17 protein-coding genes are annotated in these 15,399 nt (G+C 67.7%); 13 read left to right on the forward strand and 4 right to left on the reverse strand.

Annotated elements, in window-relative coordinates; genetic code table 11:
* Nucleotides 1–18 precede the first annotated feature (18 nt).
* From AC3WMA_RS14575 to AC3WMA_RS14585, 3 genes are all read left to right on the forward strand, one after another.
* A complete protein-coding gene (locus AC3WMA_RS14575) occupies nucleotides 19–1,098 on the forward strand; it encodes a FecCD family ABC transporter permease (RefSeq protein WP_492286054.1) in 1,080 nt (359 codons plus the stop codon).
* A complete protein-coding gene (locus AC3WMA_RS14580; protein ID WP_492286055.1) occupies nucleotides 1,091–1,915 on the forward strand; it encodes a heme ABC transporter ATP-binding protein in 825 nt (274 codons plus the stop codon). The genes AC3WMA_RS14575 and AC3WMA_RS14580 overlap by 8 nt, the downstream gene beginning before the upstream one ends.
* A 113-nt stretch (nucleotides 1,916–2,028) precedes the next feature.
* Entirely contained in the window at nucleotides 2,029–2,541 is a 513-nt protein-coding gene (locus tag AC3WMA_RS14585; RefSeq protein WP_492286056.1) for a L,D-transpeptidase, read from the forward strand.
* A gap of 4 nt (nucleotides 2,542–2,545) precedes the next feature.
* On the opposite strand, the gene AC3WMA_RS14590 is transcribed toward AC3WMA_RS14585, so the two are convergent.
* Nucleotides 2,546–3,493 (reverse strand): 2-hydroxyacid dehydrogenase, encoded by a 948-nt coding sequence (locus AC3WMA_RS14590; protein WP_492286057.1) that lies wholly within the window; start codon nucleotides 3,491–3,493, stop codon nucleotides 2,546–2,548.
* A gap of 242 nt (nucleotides 3,494–3,735) precedes the next feature.
* Here AC3WMA_RS14590 and AC3WMA_RS14595 point away from each other — a divergent pair, with 242 nt between their 5' ends.
* The gene (locus tag AC3WMA_RS14595; protein WP_047574507.1) at nucleotides 3,736–4,053 is read left to right on the forward strand and encodes a DUF2853 family protein; all 318 of its coding nucleotides are present in this window, start codon (nucleotides 3,736–3,738) and stop codon (nucleotides 4,051–4,053) included.
* A gap of 81 nt (nucleotides 4,054–4,134) precedes the next feature.
* Here the strand turns inward: AC3WMA_RS14595 and AC3WMA_RS14600 are convergent, their stop codons facing one another.
* Together AC3WMA_RS14600 and AC3WMA_RS14605 are read right to left on the reverse strand one after the other, a co-directional pair.
* Nucleotides 4,135–5,439, reverse strand: coding sequence for a class I SAM-dependent methyltransferase (locus tag AC3WMA_RS14600; protein WP_492286058.1), 1,305 nt, complete (start codon nucleotides 5,437–5,439; stop codon nucleotides 4,135–4,137).
* Nucleotides 5,440–5,511: 72 nt separating this feature from the next.
* Nucleotides 5,512–5,733 carry a DUF1674 domain-containing protein gene (locus tag AC3WMA_RS14605; RefSeq protein WP_492286114.1) on the reverse strand — a complete coding sequence of 74 codons (222 nt, stop codon included), beginning with the start codon at nucleotides 5,731–5,733 and terminating at the stop codon, nucleotides 5,512–5,514.
* Between the two features lie 116 nt (nucleotides 5,734–5,849).
* Between AC3WMA_RS14605 and htpX the strand changes: the two genes are divergently transcribed.
* The 7 genes from htpX (at nucleotide 5,850) to AC3WMA_RS14640 (ending at nucleotide 13,662) form a co-directional block, all read left to right on the forward strand.
* Entirely contained in the window at nucleotides 5,850–6,779 is a 930-nt protein-coding gene (gene htpX, locus AC3WMA_RS14610) for a zinc metalloprotease HtpX (protein ID WP_492286059.1), read from the forward strand.
* Between the two features lies 1 nt (nucleotide 6,780).
* The gene (locus tag AC3WMA_RS14615; RefSeq protein WP_492286060.1) at nucleotides 6,781–8,145 is read left to right on the forward strand and encodes an RsmB/NOP family class I SAM-dependent RNA methyltransferase; all 1,365 of its coding nucleotides are present in this window, start codon (nucleotides 6,781–6,783) and stop codon (nucleotides 8,143–8,145) included.
* A gap of 84 nt (nucleotides 8,146–8,229) precedes the next feature.
* Nucleotides 8,230–9,948: a heparinase II/III family protein gene (locus AC3WMA_RS14620; RefSeq protein ID WP_492286061.1), complete on the forward strand. Its 1,719-nt coding sequence runs from the start codon at nucleotides 8,230–8,232 to the stop codon at nucleotides 9,946–9,948.
* Between the two features lie 101 nt (nucleotides 9,949–10,049).
* Nucleotides 10,050–11,642, forward strand: a complete 1,593-nt coding sequence (gene purH / locus AC3WMA_RS14625; RefSeq protein WP_492286062.1) for a bifunctional phosphoribosylaminoimidazolecarboxamide formyltransferase/IMP cyclohydrolase — start codon at nucleotides 10,050–10,052, stop codon at nucleotides 11,640–11,642.
* A 74-nt stretch (nucleotides 11,643–11,716) separates the two neighbouring features.
* The gene (locus AC3WMA_RS14630; RefSeq protein WP_492286063.1) at nucleotides 11,717–12,895 is read left to right on the forward strand and encodes a low temperature requirement protein A; all 1,179 of its coding nucleotides are present in this window, start codon (nucleotides 11,717–11,719) and stop codon (nucleotides 12,893–12,895) included.
* A gap of 3 nt (nucleotides 12,896–12,898) precedes the next feature.
* A complete protein-coding gene (locus AC3WMA_RS14635; RefSeq protein ID WP_492286064.1) occupies nucleotides 12,899–13,177 on the forward strand; it encodes a hypothetical protein in 279 nt (92 codons plus the stop codon).
* The gene (locus AC3WMA_RS14640; RefSeq protein ID WP_492286065.1) at nucleotides 13,174–13,662 is read left to right on the forward strand and encodes a YbaK/EbsC family protein; all 489 of its coding nucleotides are present in this window, start codon (nucleotides 13,174–13,176) and stop codon (nucleotides 13,660–13,662) included. The genes AC3WMA_RS14635 and AC3WMA_RS14640 overlap by 4 nt, the downstream gene beginning before the upstream one ends.
* A 3-nt stretch (nucleotides 13,663–13,665) precedes the next feature.
* Here AC3WMA_RS14640 and AC3WMA_RS14645 read toward each other — a convergent pair whose 3' ends face one another.
* The gene (locus AC3WMA_RS14645; RefSeq protein WP_492286066.1) at nucleotides 13,666–14,469 is read right to left on the reverse strand and encodes a DUF72 domain-containing protein; all 804 of its coding nucleotides are present in this window, start codon (nucleotides 14,467–14,469) and stop codon (nucleotides 13,666–13,668) included.
* 216 nt (nucleotides 14,470–14,685) lie between these two features.
* Between AC3WMA_RS14645 and AC3WMA_RS14650 the strand changes: the two genes are divergently transcribed.
* Together AC3WMA_RS14650 and AC3WMA_RS14655 are read left to right on the forward strand one after the other, a co-directional pair.
* Nucleotides 14,686–15,135: a helix-turn-helix domain-containing protein gene (locus AC3WMA_RS14650; protein WP_492286067.1), complete on the forward strand. Its 450-nt coding sequence runs from the start codon at nucleotides 14,686–14,688 to the stop codon at nucleotides 15,133–15,135.
* Nucleotides 15,135–15,326, forward strand: coding sequence for a hypothetical protein (locus AC3WMA_RS14655; RefSeq protein ID WP_492286068.1), 192 nt, complete (start codon nucleotides 15,135–15,137; stop codon nucleotides 15,324–15,326). The genes AC3WMA_RS14650 and AC3WMA_RS14655 overlap by 1 nt, the downstream gene beginning before the upstream one ends.
* The last annotated feature ends 73 nt before the right edge of the window (nucleotides 15,327–15,399 follow it).

Here is a 15,399-nt window from a genome sequence, read left to right on the forward strand (position 1 = left end):
GCGGCACCGTCCCCGACCGTGGCCACGACATCCCTGACGACGCTGATCGCGGGCCGGCGCCGTACCGGCCTGCTCGCCGTCGCCGGGCTCACCCTGGCCTGCCTGCTCCTGACCATCGTCGCCATCGGCCAGGGGGCGATCCCGATCGCCCCAGGCCGCGTCGCCGAAATCCTGATGGCACGCCTGACGGGCGACACGAGCCTGCTCGAAGGGCGCGACGTGCTCGTGGTCCTGAATATCCGCCTGCCGCGCGTGCTTCTCGGCCTGCTCGTCGGCGCCGGCCTCGCCGTGTCCGGCGCGCTGATGCAGGGCCTGTTCCGTAATCCGCTCGCCGATCCCGGCCTTGTCGGCGTGTCCAGCGGCGCCGGCCTCGCGGCGGCAGCCACCATCGTCCTCGGCGACCGCTTCCTTGCGGGCACCATGATGAAACTGCCCTTCGCCGCCCTTCCTTTCGGCGCCTTCTGCGGCGGTCTGATCACCACGCTCGCGCTCTATCTGATCTCGACACGCGGCGGCCGGACCTCGGTCGCGACGATGCTCCTTGCCGGTGTCGCGCTTGGCGCCATGGCAGGCGCCCTCACCGGCCTGCTCTCCTTCATCTCGGACGACCGGCAGTTGCGCGACCTGACCTTCTGGTCCCTGGGCAGCCTCGGCGGCGCGAGCTGGACGAAGCTCTCCGTGGTCGCGCCGATCATCCTGCCGCTGCTCCTGCTGATGCCTTTGCTGGCGCGCGGCCTGAACGGTCTGATGCTCGGAGAGGCCGAGGCCTATCATCTCGGCATCCCCGTCCAGCGCATCAAGGCGCTGGCGATCCTGCTGGTCGCGCTCGCCGTCGGCGCCAGCGTCGCCTCGGCCGGCATGGTCGGTTTCGTCGGCATCGTCGTGCCCCACCTGATCCGGCTCTCGGTCGGCCCGGATCACCGCCTGCTGCTGCCGCTCTCGGCTCTGGGCGGCGCGATGCTGCTGGTCGGCGCCGATATCGTCGCCCGGCTGATCGTCGTCCCGGCCGAGCTGCCGATCGGCATCGTCACCGCCACGATCGGTGCGCCCTTCTTCCTCTGGCTGCTCTTGCGCCGCACGAGCCTGATCGATGTCTGAAGCGAATCCGATCCTCTCCGGCCATGGCGTCAGCTTCCTCGCGGGCGGGCGCAAGCTCGTCGCCGATGCCAGCCTTGAACTTGCCGGCGGCACGACGACGATCCTGATCGGCCCCAACGGCGCCGGCAAATCGACCCTGCTCAAGCTCCTCACCGGCGAGATCAAGCCGGCCGGCGGCGAGATCCGTATCACCGGCGAGGCGCTCCCGACGGTGCCGGCCTGGCGTCTCGCCTGCCTGCGCGCGGTCATGGCCCAGCACGCCCGCCTCGCCTTCCCCTTCAGCGTCTACGAGGTCGCGAGCCTCGGCGTCGACGGCATCGGCCGGGCGCTGACGCGCCAGCGGCGCGAAACCATCGTCGCCGAAAGCCTGGCCGCAGCCGGGGTGATCGATCTCGCCGGCCGGCGCTACCAGACGCTCTCCGGCGGCGAGCAGCAGCGCGTCCAGTTCGCCCGCGTGCTCTGCCAGCTCGAGGCCGGCCGCAGCATCGCCGAGCGGCAGGTGCTCTTCTTGGACGAGCCGATCGCCAGCCTCGACCTCTGCCATCAGCTGGCGCTGCTCGACATGTCCCGCAGCATCGCCGCGCGCGGCGTCGCCGTTCTGATCGTGCTGCACGATCTCAACCTAGCCGTGACCTATGCCGACCATCTCGTCGTGATGGATCAGGGCCAGATCATCGCGCAGGGCCCGCCGGCGAAGACGCTGGACGACGCCCTGCTGCGCCAGGTCTTCAAGGTCGACCTGACGCTGAGCCGCGCGCCGGCGCCTGGACTACCCTTCCTGCTGCCGCAGCAACACCGCGCCAGACCGGCAGCGTAAAGCACTGATTCACCGGCGATTCATCCTGAATCGCCGCTTCACCATATCGCTCAACCCGCGCTTCACGGCTGCGGCGCCACAACTCCCGCCAGTTTCCAGCGGGAGTTCCGACCATGCTCAGACATGTCGCCCTTGCCACCATCGCCTTGTTGGCAGCCAGCGCGGCCGCGCCAACCGTGCAGGCGCGCGAGGTCGTCGGGATGCGCGACGGGCGCTTCGACCCCGGCACCATCGTGATCCGCACCGGCGAGCGGAAGCTCTATTACGTCACCGCGCCCGGTGAGGCGATCCGCTACACCGTGGCCGTCGGCAAGGCCGGCAAGCAGTGGCGCGGCGTCAAATATGTCGAGGAACTGCAGGTCGACCCGGCCTGGAGCCCGCCGGCCGAGGTCCGGCGCGACAACCCCCGCCTGCCCGACGTCATTCCGGGCGGCTCGCCCCGCAACCCGATGGGCGCACGCGTCATCGGGCTCGGGCCGACCGGGCAATACGCCATCCACGGCACCAACATGCCGAACACGATCGGCACCGCCGCGTCCTATGGCTGCTTCCGCATGCACAACCAGGACGTGATCGACCTCTACGCCCGCGTCCGGATGGGCACGCCGGTCGTCGTCCTGCCCTGATTCGTTAAAGCGATACGGCCGAAGGCATCGGCCGGCCGGCGAAGAACGCTTCGAGATTGCCGAGCAGCGTGCGCAGCTGGGCTTTCTTGGCATCCTGCGAACTCGCGGCGATATGAGGCGTGAGCACGACATTGTCGAGCTGGCGCAAGCGCTCCGGCACATGCGGCTCGGCCGCGAAGACGTCGAGCGCCGCACCGGCGATCCGCTTCTGTTCGAGAGCGTCGCAGAGCGCCTCCTCGTCGATGACGAGGCCGCGCGAGATATTCACGACATAGCCCTCCGGCCCCAGCGCGTTCAGGACGGCATCATCGACGGCATTGCGCGTCTCCGCGCTGGCCCGGACGGCGACCATGAGCACATCCGCCCATTCGGCAAGCCCGAGCAGGCTGTTGTGGAAGCTGTAAGCCAACTCCGGCTTGGGTGTGCGGCTGTGATAGCCGACCTCCATCTCGAAGGCGGCTGCGCGGCTCGCGATGCGGCTGCCGATGGCACCGAGCCCGTAGATACCGAGCTTGCGGCCGGCCAGGTCCGGCGTATTGGACACCGGCTCGATGCCCCGGCGGTTCCAGAGGCCTTCGCGGACGAACCGATCGCCGCGCCCGATCCCGCGCATGGCGCAGAGCATCAGTCCCACCGCGAACTCCGCGACGCTGCGCGCATTGGCATCGGCGGCATTGCAAAGCTTGATGTCGCGCGCCTTGGCTGCGGCCGCATCGACCCCCTCGATACCGGTGCCATAGCAGGCGATCAGTTCAAGCTGCGGCAAGGCGGCCATCAGTTCGGCGTCGGTCCGGAGCCCGCCATAGGTCACCAGCGCGCGGGCTTCACGCGCCTCGGCCGGGATGCTCGCAGCATCGCCGCCATCGACCGGCCCGATCACCGTGTAGCTTTGCTTCAGGCTCGCAATCGCATCGTCGGCGAGACGCGGAATCATCAGGATCGTCGGCTTCATCAGGGTGCTCCGGGAGATGCTGCATCGCAGCACCGCATCGGCGCCGGCTCAACCCATGCTGACGTTGCCCCGGCCATCCGTGCCATGCATTCCCCGCCTTCGACCAAAGGCGAGCACAAGCGGTTCCAAAATCTGGAAATCAGGCCCGTTGCCCCCTCGCCCCCTGCGCAGAACCGCGTTAACCTCCGGCCCGCGACACGTAACCACCCGTACGCTCGTGCGGGTCAGGAAGGGGCTACCAGATGGATCATCTTGCCGACGTGAAGAAGTTCGCCAAGAAGCCGCTCAACGAAGCGGCCTTTGCCGGCATGTCGAAATCCTACGCGCTTGTGATGAGCAAACCCGACACCCGCTACGTCGCCTGCTCCGATCCGGCGGAACTCGATCGCGTCCGCGAGAACTTTCTGAAGAAGAAGCTCGGCCTGAAATCCGGTGACCTCGATGGGTCCGTCAAGGCGATCTGCGAGCATATGAAGGCCGACAAGACCAAGTCCCGCCTGACCTTCTACTACCTGCTGGCCGAGCATCACGGAAAGCTCGACCTCTTCGTCAAGAAGTAAGCCTCGGCCCGGCAGATCGCCGGGCGACCTTCCCACATTGGACAACACGGGAGGCCGGCTTGTTGCCGGCCGAAATCCCGTTCAGGCCTGATAGAAGTCTGCGCGCGTCAGCGGCAGGCCGGACGGACCCTTGCGCCGCTTCGAGACCAGCGTCTGGTTGACCAGCGCCCCGCCGCGCTCGAAGGCGAGCGAGCAGCCCGCGAGATAGAGCGACCACATCCGCGTCCGCTCCGGGCCGATCTCGGCCTCGGCCCTGGCCTTGTTGGCCTCCAGCCGCTCCCACCAGAGCCGCGTCGTGCGCTGGTAGTGCTCGCGCCAGCCTTCGACGTCATGGACCTCGAAGCCGTGGCGCTCGAGATTGGCGATCGACATGCCCAGATGATCGAGCTCGCCGCCCGGGAAGATGTAGCGCACCAGCGCCCGATATTCCGCGGGCATCTTGTTGAAGGCCTTCTCGGTTTTCTTGGCGCGGCGGGAGATGCAGTGATGCAGATAGAGCCCGCGTGGCCTGAGCAGCCGGTTCACCGCCTGGAAATAGGAGGGATGGTTGCGGATGCCGACATGCTCGAACATGCCGATCGAGGAGACCTTGTCGAACTCCCCCTCCATCTGCGTGAAATCCTTGAGATGGAGCGTGACCTTGTCCTGAAGCCCGAGCCTCTCGACCTTCTCGCGCGCCAGGGCGAGCTGCTCCTCGGCCAGCGTCACGCCATGGGCCTCGACGCCGTAATAGCGGGCGGCGTGACAGACCAGTGCGCCCCAGCCGCAGCCGATATCGAGGAAGCGGTCCCCCGGCTGCAGGCGCAGCTTCCGGCAGATCATGTCGAGCTTGTCGCGCTGGGCGCGTTCGAGATCGCCGTGATCCTCGGTGAAATAGGCGCAGGTGTAGACCATCTCCTCGTCGAGGAAGAGCCGGTAGAAATCGTTCGAGACGTCGTAATGATAGGCGATATTGGCCTTGTTGGTGGCCGGCGCGCCGTCGCGTGCAATCTCGTCGCCCTTGCGATGGTTGACCGCGGCCTCGGCCGTGCCGGGCGCGAACAGGAAGCGCCTGATGACGTCGAACACGGCGCTTTTCGGGATGTTGCGCGCGAGCTTGCCGACCTTGCCATCCGGCCGCGCCGCGGCGAGATCGAAAATCGAGCCGTTCGCGATCGCGATGCGGTCGGCGACATGCAGGTTGAGCAGCGTGTCGAGCTTCGGCTTGCGGATCAGCGCCGCCATGACGCCGGCATCGGCAATGGCGATGGCGAGCCCGTCCTGCGGCCAGGCGGTGGGAACCATGCTGCCGTCCCAGAGCCGGAAGCCGAGCTTCAGGCCGAGCTTCTCATGCGCCTCGGCGAGAAGGCGGCGCAGGGCCGCGAGGCGCTTGTCGTTGCTGTCCATGAGGCCAATCCGCTGCTATCCGGCTGCTGTGTGGACGCTCGGCCGCTGATTGGCAATATTTGGGGGCCGGCGTCAGAAGTCGCTGGCGATGCCCTTCACTTCCCAGTCGTCGTAGCGCACCGGCTCCAGCCCGCCGCGCCCGTTGACCTCGCGCTGCTTGGCGACCTCCTTGGCATGCGCGTCGATCGCGGCGCGGCGCGCGGCCGCCTCTGCCAATGCGCGCTGCGCGGCAGGGGGCAGCGCCTTCGTTTCCGAAGTGTCAGACGGCCTGTCCTGATCGGTCTTCTCGGGCATTTCAGCGCGTTTCCTTGCAGGATTCTCTTGCAGGATCGGGTTTGCGCTCACCACATAGGGCACGACGCTCGCGGATGCGAGGGCCTGCGCCACCACGCGCTTGAGAAGGGGTTTCGATGAATTACGTTCGCACCGGCATGTTGATGGCGGGCCTGACGGCGCTCTTCGGCGCGGTCGGCTATCTGCTCGGCGGCGGGGGCGGCATGCTGATGGCGCTCGGCTTTGCGGCCGTGACCAATCTCTTCAGCTACTGGAATTCCGACCGGATGGCGCTCGCCGCCCATAACGCCCAGGAGGTCGACGAGCGCACGGCGCCTGAGCTCTACGGGATGGTGCGCGATCTCGCCGCCCGCGCAAACATGCCGATGCCGCGCGTCTACCTGATCCAGGAGGACCAGCCCAACGCCTTCGCCACCGGCCGCAACCCGCAGAACGCGGCCGTCGCGGCGACGACCGGCATCTTGCGCACGCTGACTTATGAGGAATTGGCCGGCGTGATGGCGCACGAGCTCGCGCATATCAAGAATCACGACACGCTGACCATGACGATCACCGCGACCTTCGCCGGCGCGATCTCCTCGCTCGTCACCTTCGGCATGTTCTTCGGCTCGCGCGACAACCGCCCGAACTTCATCGTTCAGATCCTGCTCTCGATCCTCGCGCCCATGGCGGCCGCGCTGATCCAGATGGCGATCTCGCGCTCGCGCGAATACGAGGCCGACAAGCTCGGCGGTCAGATTTGCGGCAATCCGGTCTGGCTCGCCGACGCGCTCGCCAAGATCGCGGCAGGCGTTCAGCACATCCCCAGCGAGACAGCAGAGGCCAAGCCTGCTACGGCGCACATGTTCATCATCAATCCCTTGACCGGCGGCGGCATGGATAATCTGTTCTCGACACATCCCGACACCGGCAATCGCATCGCCGCCCTGATGGAGCAGGCGCGCGCGCTCGGCATCGGCCGCAGCAGCGCGGGCACCGGCTTCACCGCCCAGGCCGACAACAATCCGTGGGGCAGCGCCCCGCGCCAGCCCGGTCCGTGGGGCTGAGATGGCTGCTCAACCCTCCTCTCGCCACCCGGCCCAGCCGGAAACGACGCTCAAGCTCGACGATGCCCCGGGCCTGCCGGCCCGCCGGCTCGCCGCCGCCGTCATCGACGAAGTCCTGCGCGCCCGCGTCGCGCTCGACGAGACGCTGGAGCGCATGCTGCCGGAATCCGGGCTCGACGCCGCCGATGCGAGCCTCGCCCGCGCCATCACGGTGACGGCTTTCCGTCGCCTCGGCACGATCCAGCAGGCGATCGACGCACGCCTCGACCGTGGCAGCCCGCGCAAATCCGGTCCGTTCGAGCCGATTCTGACGGCCGCCGCCGCCCAGATCCTCTTCCTCGACGTGCCCGACCATGCGGCGGTCGATATCGCCATCCGCCACCTGCATGAGGACCCGCGCTCGGCCCGCTATGCCGCGCTCGGCAACGCCGTGCTGCGCCGCCTTGCCCGCGAGCGCGACGCGGTCCTCGCGGAGGCCCAGGCCGAGGTCTTCGGCGACACGCCTGACTGGCTGGTGGAAAGCTGGTGCACCGCCTATGGCGAGGACACCGCCGCTGCGATCGCGCAGAGCCATCGCGAGGAGCCGCCGCTCGACCTCTCCGTCAAGGCTGACGCTGCCGGCTGGGCCGAGAAGCTCGACGGCATCGCCCTGCCGATCGGCTCGGTGCGCCTGCGCGAGCGCCAGGCCATTGCCGGCCTGCCCGGCTTCGACGAGGGCGAATGGTGGGTGCAGGACGCCGCCGCGACCCTTCCGGTGAAGCTCCTGGCTCCGCAGCCCGGCGAACGCATCGCCGACCTCTGCGCCGCGCCGGGCGGCAAGACCGCCCAGATCGCTGCCGCCGGCGCCAATGTCACGGCGCTCGATCGCTCCGGCCCGCGCCTGCGCCGTCTCAAGGCCAATCTCGCCCGGCTCGGCCTCTCCGCCGAGGTCGTCACCGCCGATGCCGTGACCTGGAAGGCGGAAGCCTTCGATGCCGTGCTGCTCGATGCGCCCTGCAGCGCGACCGGCACGATCCGTCGCCATCCCGACGTCGCCTGGACCAAGCTGCCCGAGGATCGCGACCGCCTCGCCGCCCTGCAGGCGCGCCTGTTCGATGCCGCCGCCGCGCTGACGAAACCGGGCGGGCGCCTCGTCTACTGCACCTGCTCGCTCGAGCCGCAGGAAGGCGAGGAGCAGGCGGCTGCCTTTCTCGCGCGCAATCCCCAGTTTCGTCGCGAACCCGTTGGCCCCGAGGAAATCGGCGGTTTGGCTGAGGCAATCGACGGGAACGGCGATATCCGCACCTTGCCGCACCAGTTGCAGGGCGAAACCCCGCGTCTTTCGGGATGGGCAGGATTTTACGCAACCCGCCTGATCAGGCTATGACGGAGCCGGGATTCGCGCGGCACGCCGCCGCGCCCGGGCACGGAGTCGACGGGGGATTTGAGCGGGTGGGCTGAGCGACGGGGGTTGGCCCAGGCCGCGATCGGACGAGCGGCGCGGCGGACCCGTGGCCAGTTCGTCGGAGCGAGCCGGCGCCTCTGGCCCTTCGGCCGCAACAGCGCGACGCGCCTGCTCTTCGCCCCGCACGACCTGCGCACCGCCGACCCGACCACGGCCAGCGATTTCTACGCAGGCTACTATGCCTTTGCCGGGCGGATGCTGCGCAGCCATGGCGAGTCGCCCTTCGATGCCACGCCGCCGAGCGAGGCTTGGGCCGAGGCGCTCTACGGCTTCGGCTGGCTGCGCCATATGCGCGCTGCCGACACCGCCATCGCCCGCGCCAATGCCCGCAGCCTCGTCGAGGATTTCATCACCCGGCGCCGGGATCGCCACGACATCGCGCGCCGCCCGGCCGTGACCGCGCGCCGGCTGATCGCCTTCCTGTCGCATTCGCCCTTGCTGCTGGAGGGCGCCGACCACGTCTTCTACGAGCGCTATCTGCGCCATATCTCCCAGCTCACCGACAGGCTGAGCCTGGCCCTGGCCGGCGCCGTCGAAGGCGCCGATCGTCTGAACGGCCTGATCGCCATCGCCTTCGCCGCGATCTGCCTCGACGGGCAGGACGGCCGCCGCCGCCGGATCGAGACCCTGCTCACCGAGGAGCTCGACGAACAGATCCTGCCCGATGGCGGCCATCTCTCGCGCAATCCGCGCCTGCTGATCGAATTCCTGCTCGATCTCCTGCCGCTCCGCGAGACCTTCGCCGCACGCGGCCTCGAGCCGCCGCGCGGCGTTCTGACCGCGATCGAGCGGATGATGCCGCACTTACGCCTGTTCCGGCATGGCGACGGCGCGCTCGCCCTGTTCAACGGCATGGGCACGACCCCGCCGGACCTGATGGCGACGCTCGCCGCCTATGACGACGCGCGCGGCCGCCCGACCGAGCACGCCGCCTATTCCGGCTACAGCCGCCTTTCGGCCGAGCGCAGCATCGTCGTCGCGGATGCCGGCGCCCCGCCCCGCGGTGCCTACTCGGTCGAGACCCATGCCGGTTGCCTTGCCTTCGAATTCTCCAGCGGTGCCCAGCGCATCATCGTCAATTGCGGCGCCAGCCGCTTCGGCCCGCCCGAGCTGAAGCTCGCCGCGCGCAGCACCGCCGCCCATTCGACGCTCGTCCTCGACGATCGCTCCAGCGCGAATTTCGGGATGGTGCTCGGCGAGATGCGCGTCGTCTCCGGCCCCCGCGATGTCCGTGTCGCCCGTCAGGATGGCGCAGATGGTGCCGAATGGGTCGCGAGCCATGACGGCTATCGCCGCAGCCTCAGTGCCACCCATACCCGCCGCCTCTTGTTGGCGCGGGATGGCGCATCCCTTGTCGGCGAGGATGAGATCGCCTTGGCCGGCACGCGTACGGAACTCGCCGCCGCCCTGCGCTTCCACCTCCACCCCAATGTCCGCGCCAGCCTCGTCCGCGACGGCAGCGGCGCGCTGCTCGCGCTCGCTTCCGGCGAGGTCTGGAGCTTCGAGGCCGGCGGACTGACCATCGCCATCGAAGAGAGCCTTTTCCTGGCTTCATCCGATGGGCGCCGGCGTACCGAGCAACTCGTCATCGCCTTCGATGCCGTCGCGAACCCGCGCGTCACCTGGCGCCTCAGCCGGATCAGCGCCGCCAATCCCCGCGCCGGCAAGACGGTCGCCGCCGCAATCGCCGAGCGCGAGGCCAGGGAACCCGCACCTGGCGCGTGACGGTTCTGCGACGGCGGCTTTTGCCTTTTGCAGCGCAGCATGATAGCCCGCGCGCGTCTGCCGAAACTGCCTTCCTGCAATCAAAGCCGGACCTGATCCCGATGCCGAATGAGCTTCGCCGCGTCGAACGCGCGCTCCTTTCCGTTTCCGACAAGACGGGGCTGATCGATTTCGCGCGCGCCCTCCACAAGCTCGGCATCGCGCTGGTCTCGACCGGCGGCACCGCCAAGGCGATCGCCGAGGCCGGCCTGCCGGTCTCGGACGTCTCCGACCTCACCGGCTTCCCCGAGATGATGGATGGCCGGGTCAAGACCCTGCATCCGAAGGTCCATGGCGGCCTGCTCGCCATCCGCTCGCATCCCGAGCACCAAGCCTCGATGCTCGGCCACGGCATCCAGCCGATCGACCTGCTCGTCGTGAACCTCTACCCGTTCGAGGCGACTGTCGCGGCCGGCAAGGCCTATGACGACTGCATCGAGAACATCGATATCGGCGGCCCCGCGATGATCCGCGCCGCTGCGAAGAACCATCACGACGTCGCCGTTGTCGTCGAGCCGGCCGACTATCCTTCCGTCCTCGCCGATCTCGAAGCCCAGAAGGGCGCGACCACGCTGACACTGCGCCGCAAGCTCGCCCAGAAGGCCTATGCCCGCACGGCGGCCTATGACGCGGCGATCTCGAACTGGTTCGCAGGCGAGCTGGGCGATACCGCCCCGGCCTTCCGCGCCCTTGGCGGCGCCTTGGCCGAGACGATGCGCTACGGCGAGAACCCGCATCAGTGGGCTGCGTTCTATCGCACTCCCGAAAACCGCCCGGGCGTCTCGACCGCCCGTCAGGTCCAGGGCAAGCAGCTCTCCTACAACAACATCAACGACACCGACGCCGCCTTCGAATGCGTCGCCGAGTTCGCCCCTGAAGCTTCGGCCGCCTGTGTCATCGTCAAGCATGCCAATCCCTGCGGCGTCGCGGCCGGCGGCTCGCTGCTCGAAGCCTATGAGCGCGCGCTGGCCTGCGACCCCGTCTCGGCCTTCGGCGGCATCGTCGCCCTGAACCGCAAGCTCGATGCGGCTGCCGCGAAGAAGATCGTCGAGGTCTTCACCGAGGTCATCATCGCCCCCGACGCCGACGAGGAGGCGATCGCGATGATCGCCGCCAAGAAGAACCTGCGCCTGCTGCTCACCGGCGGCCTGCCGGATGTCCGTGCGCCGGGCCTGTCCTTGCGCACCGTCTCCGGCGGCTTCCTTGCCCAGTCGCGCGACAACGCCGTCGTCGACGACATGGAGCTCAAGGTCGTGACCAAGCGCCAGCCGAGCGAGCGCGAGCTCGCCGACCTGCGCTTCGCCTTCCGCGTCGCCAAGCACGTCAAGTCGAACGCCATCGTCTACGCCAAGGACCTTGCGACCGTCGGCATCGGCGCCGGCCAGATGAGCCGCGTCGATTCCTCGCGCATTGCCGCCTGGAAGGCCGCCGAGGCCGCGAAGGCGGCCGGCGTCGCGGAGAGCCTCGCCAAGGGCTCGGTCGTAGCGTCGGACGCCTTCTTCCCCTTCGCCGACGGCCTGCTCGCGGCAGCCGAGGCCGGCGCAACCGCGGTGATCCAGCCGGGCGGCTCGATGCGCGACGACGAGGTGATCAAGGCCGCCGACGAGGCCGGCCTCGCCATGGTCTTCACCGGCCACCGCCACTTCCGCCATTGACGGCGGCACGGACCGCGGGACACCCTCGCTGACGGGCTGCGCGGGAAGCCGCGCGGCAGGGGACAGGGGTCTGCATGGCCAAAGCTCGAAAACCCGGCGCGCTGCTCAGGGAGCGCGTCGAACACCAGCATGCGCGGGTCAGCTATGTGGAGCTGTTCTTCGATCTGGTCTTCGTCTTCGCGATCACCCAGATCTCGCACACGCTGCTCGAGCATTTCAGTCCGCTTGGCGTGGCGCAGGCCGCCTTCCTGCTCGCCGCCGTCTGGTGGATCTGGATCTATACGAGCTGGGTGACGAACTGGCTCGATCCCGAGCGTCCGCCCGTCCGGATCCTGCTCTTCGTCCTGATGCTGCTCGGCCTGGCGATGTCCTGCTCGCTGCCGCAAGCCTTCGGCCCCGGAGGGCTCATCTTCGCCGGCGCCTATGTCGCGGCCCAGCTCATCCGCTCGCTTTTCACGATGGCGAGCCTGAAAGATTCCTCCCCCGCCAATTATCGCAACTTCCAGCGCATCAGCATCTGGCTGTCGATCTCGGCGCTGTTCTGGATCGCTGGCGGGTTGAGCGAGGGCAATCTGCGGTTCGGCCTCTGGCTCGTCGCGCTCGGCATCGAATATGCCGGCCCGGCTCTCGGCTTTCGCGTATTCCGTCTCGGCCGCTCCGAGACCACCGACTGGAATGTCGAGGGCGGCCATCTCTCCGAGCGCTGCGCGCTCTTCATCATCATCGCGCTCGGCGAGTCGATCCTGATCACCGGCGCCACCGCCGCGAAACTGCCGGTCACGGCCGCCAACCTGACAGCCTTCCTGAACTCCTTCCTCAGCTCGATCGCGATGTGGTGGATCTATTTCCATATCGGCGCCGAGCGGGCGAGCCACCATATCGCCCGATCCGACGATCCCGGCCGGATCGCCCGGATCGCCTATACCTATCTGCATGTCTTGCTGGTCGCCGGCATCATCCTCGTCGCGGTCGGCGACGAGCTGGTGATCGCTCATCCCGGCGGCCATACCGACGCGAAGACGGCGATCGCCGTCCTCGCCGGCCCGGCCTTCTATCTGCTCGGCAATCTCCTGTTCAAACGGGTCACCGCCGGCTGGTATCCCCTCTCCCATCTCGTCGGCCTCGGCCTGCTCGCCATGCTCACGCCGGCCTGGACGGTGCTGCCGCCCCTGGGCTTCAGCCTGGTGGCAACCGCGATCCTGATCCTGGTCGCGGCCTGGGAAGCGATCTCGCTGCGGCCAAAGGAGGCCTGAACCATGCACACCATCAAGGTCATCGGTATTGGCTTCGCCCTGCTCGGCATCCTGCTCGTCCTGGCGCCGCGCCTCGCCGTCTCCGCCGGACGTCCGATCCCCTTCGCGGTGAAGCTCTTCCTGCCGCTCTGGTTCGCTAGCGCCCTGATCAATCTCTGGATCGGCGTCACCCGGGCAGGCTATACCGTGATGGAGGAAGCGCCGATCTTCCTCGTCGTCTTCGGCGTGCCGGCGGTCGCCAGCCTGCTGATCCTCTGGCTGACCTCCCGAATCGCCCGATGAGCCTCGAATCCGTCCGCGCCTTCTTCGCCGAGCACGCTCCCGACATCGCCGTCATCGTGACGCCTGAGAGCAGCGCGACCGTGCCGCTCGCTGCGGCTGCCCATGGCGTCGAGCCCGGCCAGATCGCCAAGACCTTGTCGCTGCGCATTGGGGACGAGGTCGTCCTGGTCGTGACCCGCGGCGATGCCAGGCTCGACAACCGGAAGGCCAAGGCGGCGCTCGGCGGCAAGCCGCGCATGCTCGGCCAGGAAGAGGTCGAGGCCCTCACCGGCCACCCCGTCGGCGGCGTTTGCCCCTTTGGGCTCGCGACGCCGCTCAAGGTCTATTGCGATGTCTCGCTGAAAGCCTTCGACATCGTCGTACCTGCCGCCGGCTCGACCCATAGCGCGCTGCGCATCGCGCCTGAGCGCATGGCCGAGCTGGCGCGGGCCGAATGGGTCGATACCTGCCAGGAAGCGGCGCAGGAGGTGGCTGCAGCGGAATAAGGCTCAGGCCTTCGTCCGCGCGATCAGCTCCATGGCGGCGGCGGGATTGCGCACCTTGTCGCCGCTGATGACATAGAGGAAGACGTCGCGCCGTTCGGCCTTGGCCGCCGGCCCGACCGTATCCAGCCCCTCCGGGACGCCGCCCTTGGCCCAGACCTGCGCAGCCTTGGTCCAGCGCTCCAGCCCCGCCTCGGAATAGCCCTTCGGCTCGGCCTCCTTGGTTCCCATGATCCGTGCATAGACGAAGGCCGCCGTGACGTCGGCGATCTGCGTGTAATCCGCATCGGCCGAGGTTATGGCCGCCACCCCATACTCACGCAGCAGCGCGACAAAATCAGGCGAGCGGAAGCTGTCATGCCGGACCTCGACGGCGTGGCGCAATGTGATCCCATCGAGCTCCTTCGGCAGCAGCTTGAGGAACGCTTCGAAATCGGCGGGATCGAACTGCTTCGTTGGCATGAACTGCCAGTTGATCGGCCCGAGCTTGTGCTTGAGCTCGGTCAGCCCGCTGGTCAGGAATTTCTCGACCGACGGCCCCGCTTCCGCCAGCACGCGCCGGTTCGTGCAGAAACGCGAGCCCTTCAGCGCGAAGACGAAATCGTCCGGCGTCTCCTCACGCCATCTGGCGAAGCTCTCCGGCTTCTGCGAGCCATAATAAGTGCCGTTGATCTCGATCGAGGTCAGCTTGCTCGCGGCATATTCCAGCTCGCGCTTCTGCGGCAGCCCATCCGGATAAAACGCCCCGCGCCAGGGCTCGAACACCCAGCCGCCAATGCCGATATGGATCTTGCCTGCTTCGCGGGCCATGGGGTGCTCCGTTCTTCCGACACCGATACTGGCGCGGATGACGGGTCCGGCGCCACCCGCTTTCGGCATTGATCGACGCTACTCCCATGGGCGACAGGCAGATGTCAGGAGAGCCCCCGCGCAACCCATTGGACGCTTCGCACGGTTGCAGCATAGTCTGCCGCATTCTTCCTCCGATTGCAGCGGAAGGTTCTCATGGAACCGGATAGGGATGGCGTGAACCGGCATATCGGAGGTCGGCTTCGGCTGCTGCGCGGCAAACACAGGCTCACCCTGAAGTATATTGGCGAGCTGCTCGGCGTTTCGCATCAGCAAGTTGAGAACTACGAATCCGGGAAGAATAGATTGACCGCCGATGCGCTTTTTATTCTCTCGCGGCGGCTGAAAGTCGACCCACGCTTCTTTTTCGAGGGCTTGCTGGAGCCCTCGTCGGAAAGAGGCTTCGCTGATGGAGCAGTGTCGGAGTACGGCTCTGAACCGGCTTCTTCCCCGGAGAGTTCTCGATTGGACGGAGCGTTCGCGCAAATTCGCTCCCGGCAGCTGCGGATGCTTACGGTCCAACTCGTTGAGACGGTAGCCGCCGTAGATGCTGGCGCTGCGAACCAACGAATCTCCGGAAGCCCCGCGCGCAAACGCCGAGAAGCCTCAGAGCCTCCGAAGCCCTGATGATCCATCTCGCGGAAGCGTACCGGCCCCGGATCGTTGAGCTGGAGAGCTTGCTGGAGGATCCGGAGCTTCGCGATGAAGCGATCGAGGCCATCCGCTCGATGATCGAGCGCATCGTGGTCACGCCGCGCGGTGGCGTCGACCTTCGAGCTCCACGGCGACCTGCCGGGCTTCTGGCTGTGAGCGCGTAGAAACGCAAAAACCCCGTCTCGTGGTGAGACGGGGTTTTTCTATTTCTGTTGGTTGCGGGGGCCAGATTTGAAC

It is taken from the genome of Allobosea sp. FW305-C-101 (genome assembly GCF_058783685.1).

Coding starts and splice junctions, on each gene's coding strand:
- AC3WMA_RS14580 (WP_492286055.1), top strand. CDS start 1,091: ATGTCTGAAGCGAATCCGATCCTCTCCGGCCATGGCGTCAGCTTCCTC.
- AC3WMA_RS14585 (WP_492286056.1), top strand. CDS start 2,029: ATGCTCAGACATGTCGCCCTTGCCACCATCGCCTTGTTGGCAGCCAGC.
- AC3WMA_RS14590 (WP_492286057.1), bottom strand. CDS start 3,493: ATGAAGCCGACGATCCTGATGATTCCGCGTCTCGCCGACGATGCGATT.
- AC3WMA_RS14595 (WP_047574507.1), top strand. CDS start 3,736: ATGGATCATCTTGCCGACGTGAAGAAGTTCGCCAAGAAGCCGCTCAAC.
- AC3WMA_RS14600 (WP_492286058.1), bottom strand. CDS start 5,439: ATGGACAGCAACGACAAGCGCCTCGCGGCCCTGCGCCGCCTTCTCGCC.
- AC3WMA_RS14605 (WP_492286114.1), bottom strand. CDS start 5,733: ATGCCCGAGAAGACCGATCAGGACAGGCCGTCTGACACTTCGGAAACG.
- htpX (WP_492286059.1), top strand. CDS start 5,850: ATGAATTACGTTCGCACCGGCATGTTGATGGCGGGCCTGACGGCGCTC.
- AC3WMA_RS14615 (WP_492286060.1), top strand. CDS start 6,781: ATGGCTGCTCAACCCTCCTCTCGCCACCCGGCCCAGCCGGAAACGACG.
- purH (WP_492286062.1), top strand. CDS start 10,050: ATGCCGAATGAGCTTCGCCGCGTCGAACGCGCGCTCCTTTCCGTTTCC.
- AC3WMA_RS14630 (WP_492286063.1), top strand. CDS start 11,717: ATGGCCAAAGCTCGAAAACCCGGCGCGCTGCTCAGGGAGCGCGTCGAA.
- AC3WMA_RS14635 (WP_492286064.1), top strand. CDS start 12,899: ATGCACACCATCAAGGTCATCGGTATTGGCTTCGCCCTGCTCGGCATC.
- AC3WMA_RS14640 (WP_492286065.1), top strand. CDS start 13,174: ATGAGCCTCGAATCCGTCCGCGCCTTCTTCGCCGAGCACGCTCCCGAC.
- AC3WMA_RS14645 (WP_492286066.1), bottom strand. CDS start 14,469: ATGGCCCGCGAAGCAGGCAAGATCCATATCGGCATTGGCGGCTGGGTG.
- AC3WMA_RS14655 (WP_492286068.1), top strand. CDS start 15,135: ATGATCCATCTCGCGGAAGCGTACCGGCCCCGGATCGTTGAGCTGGAG.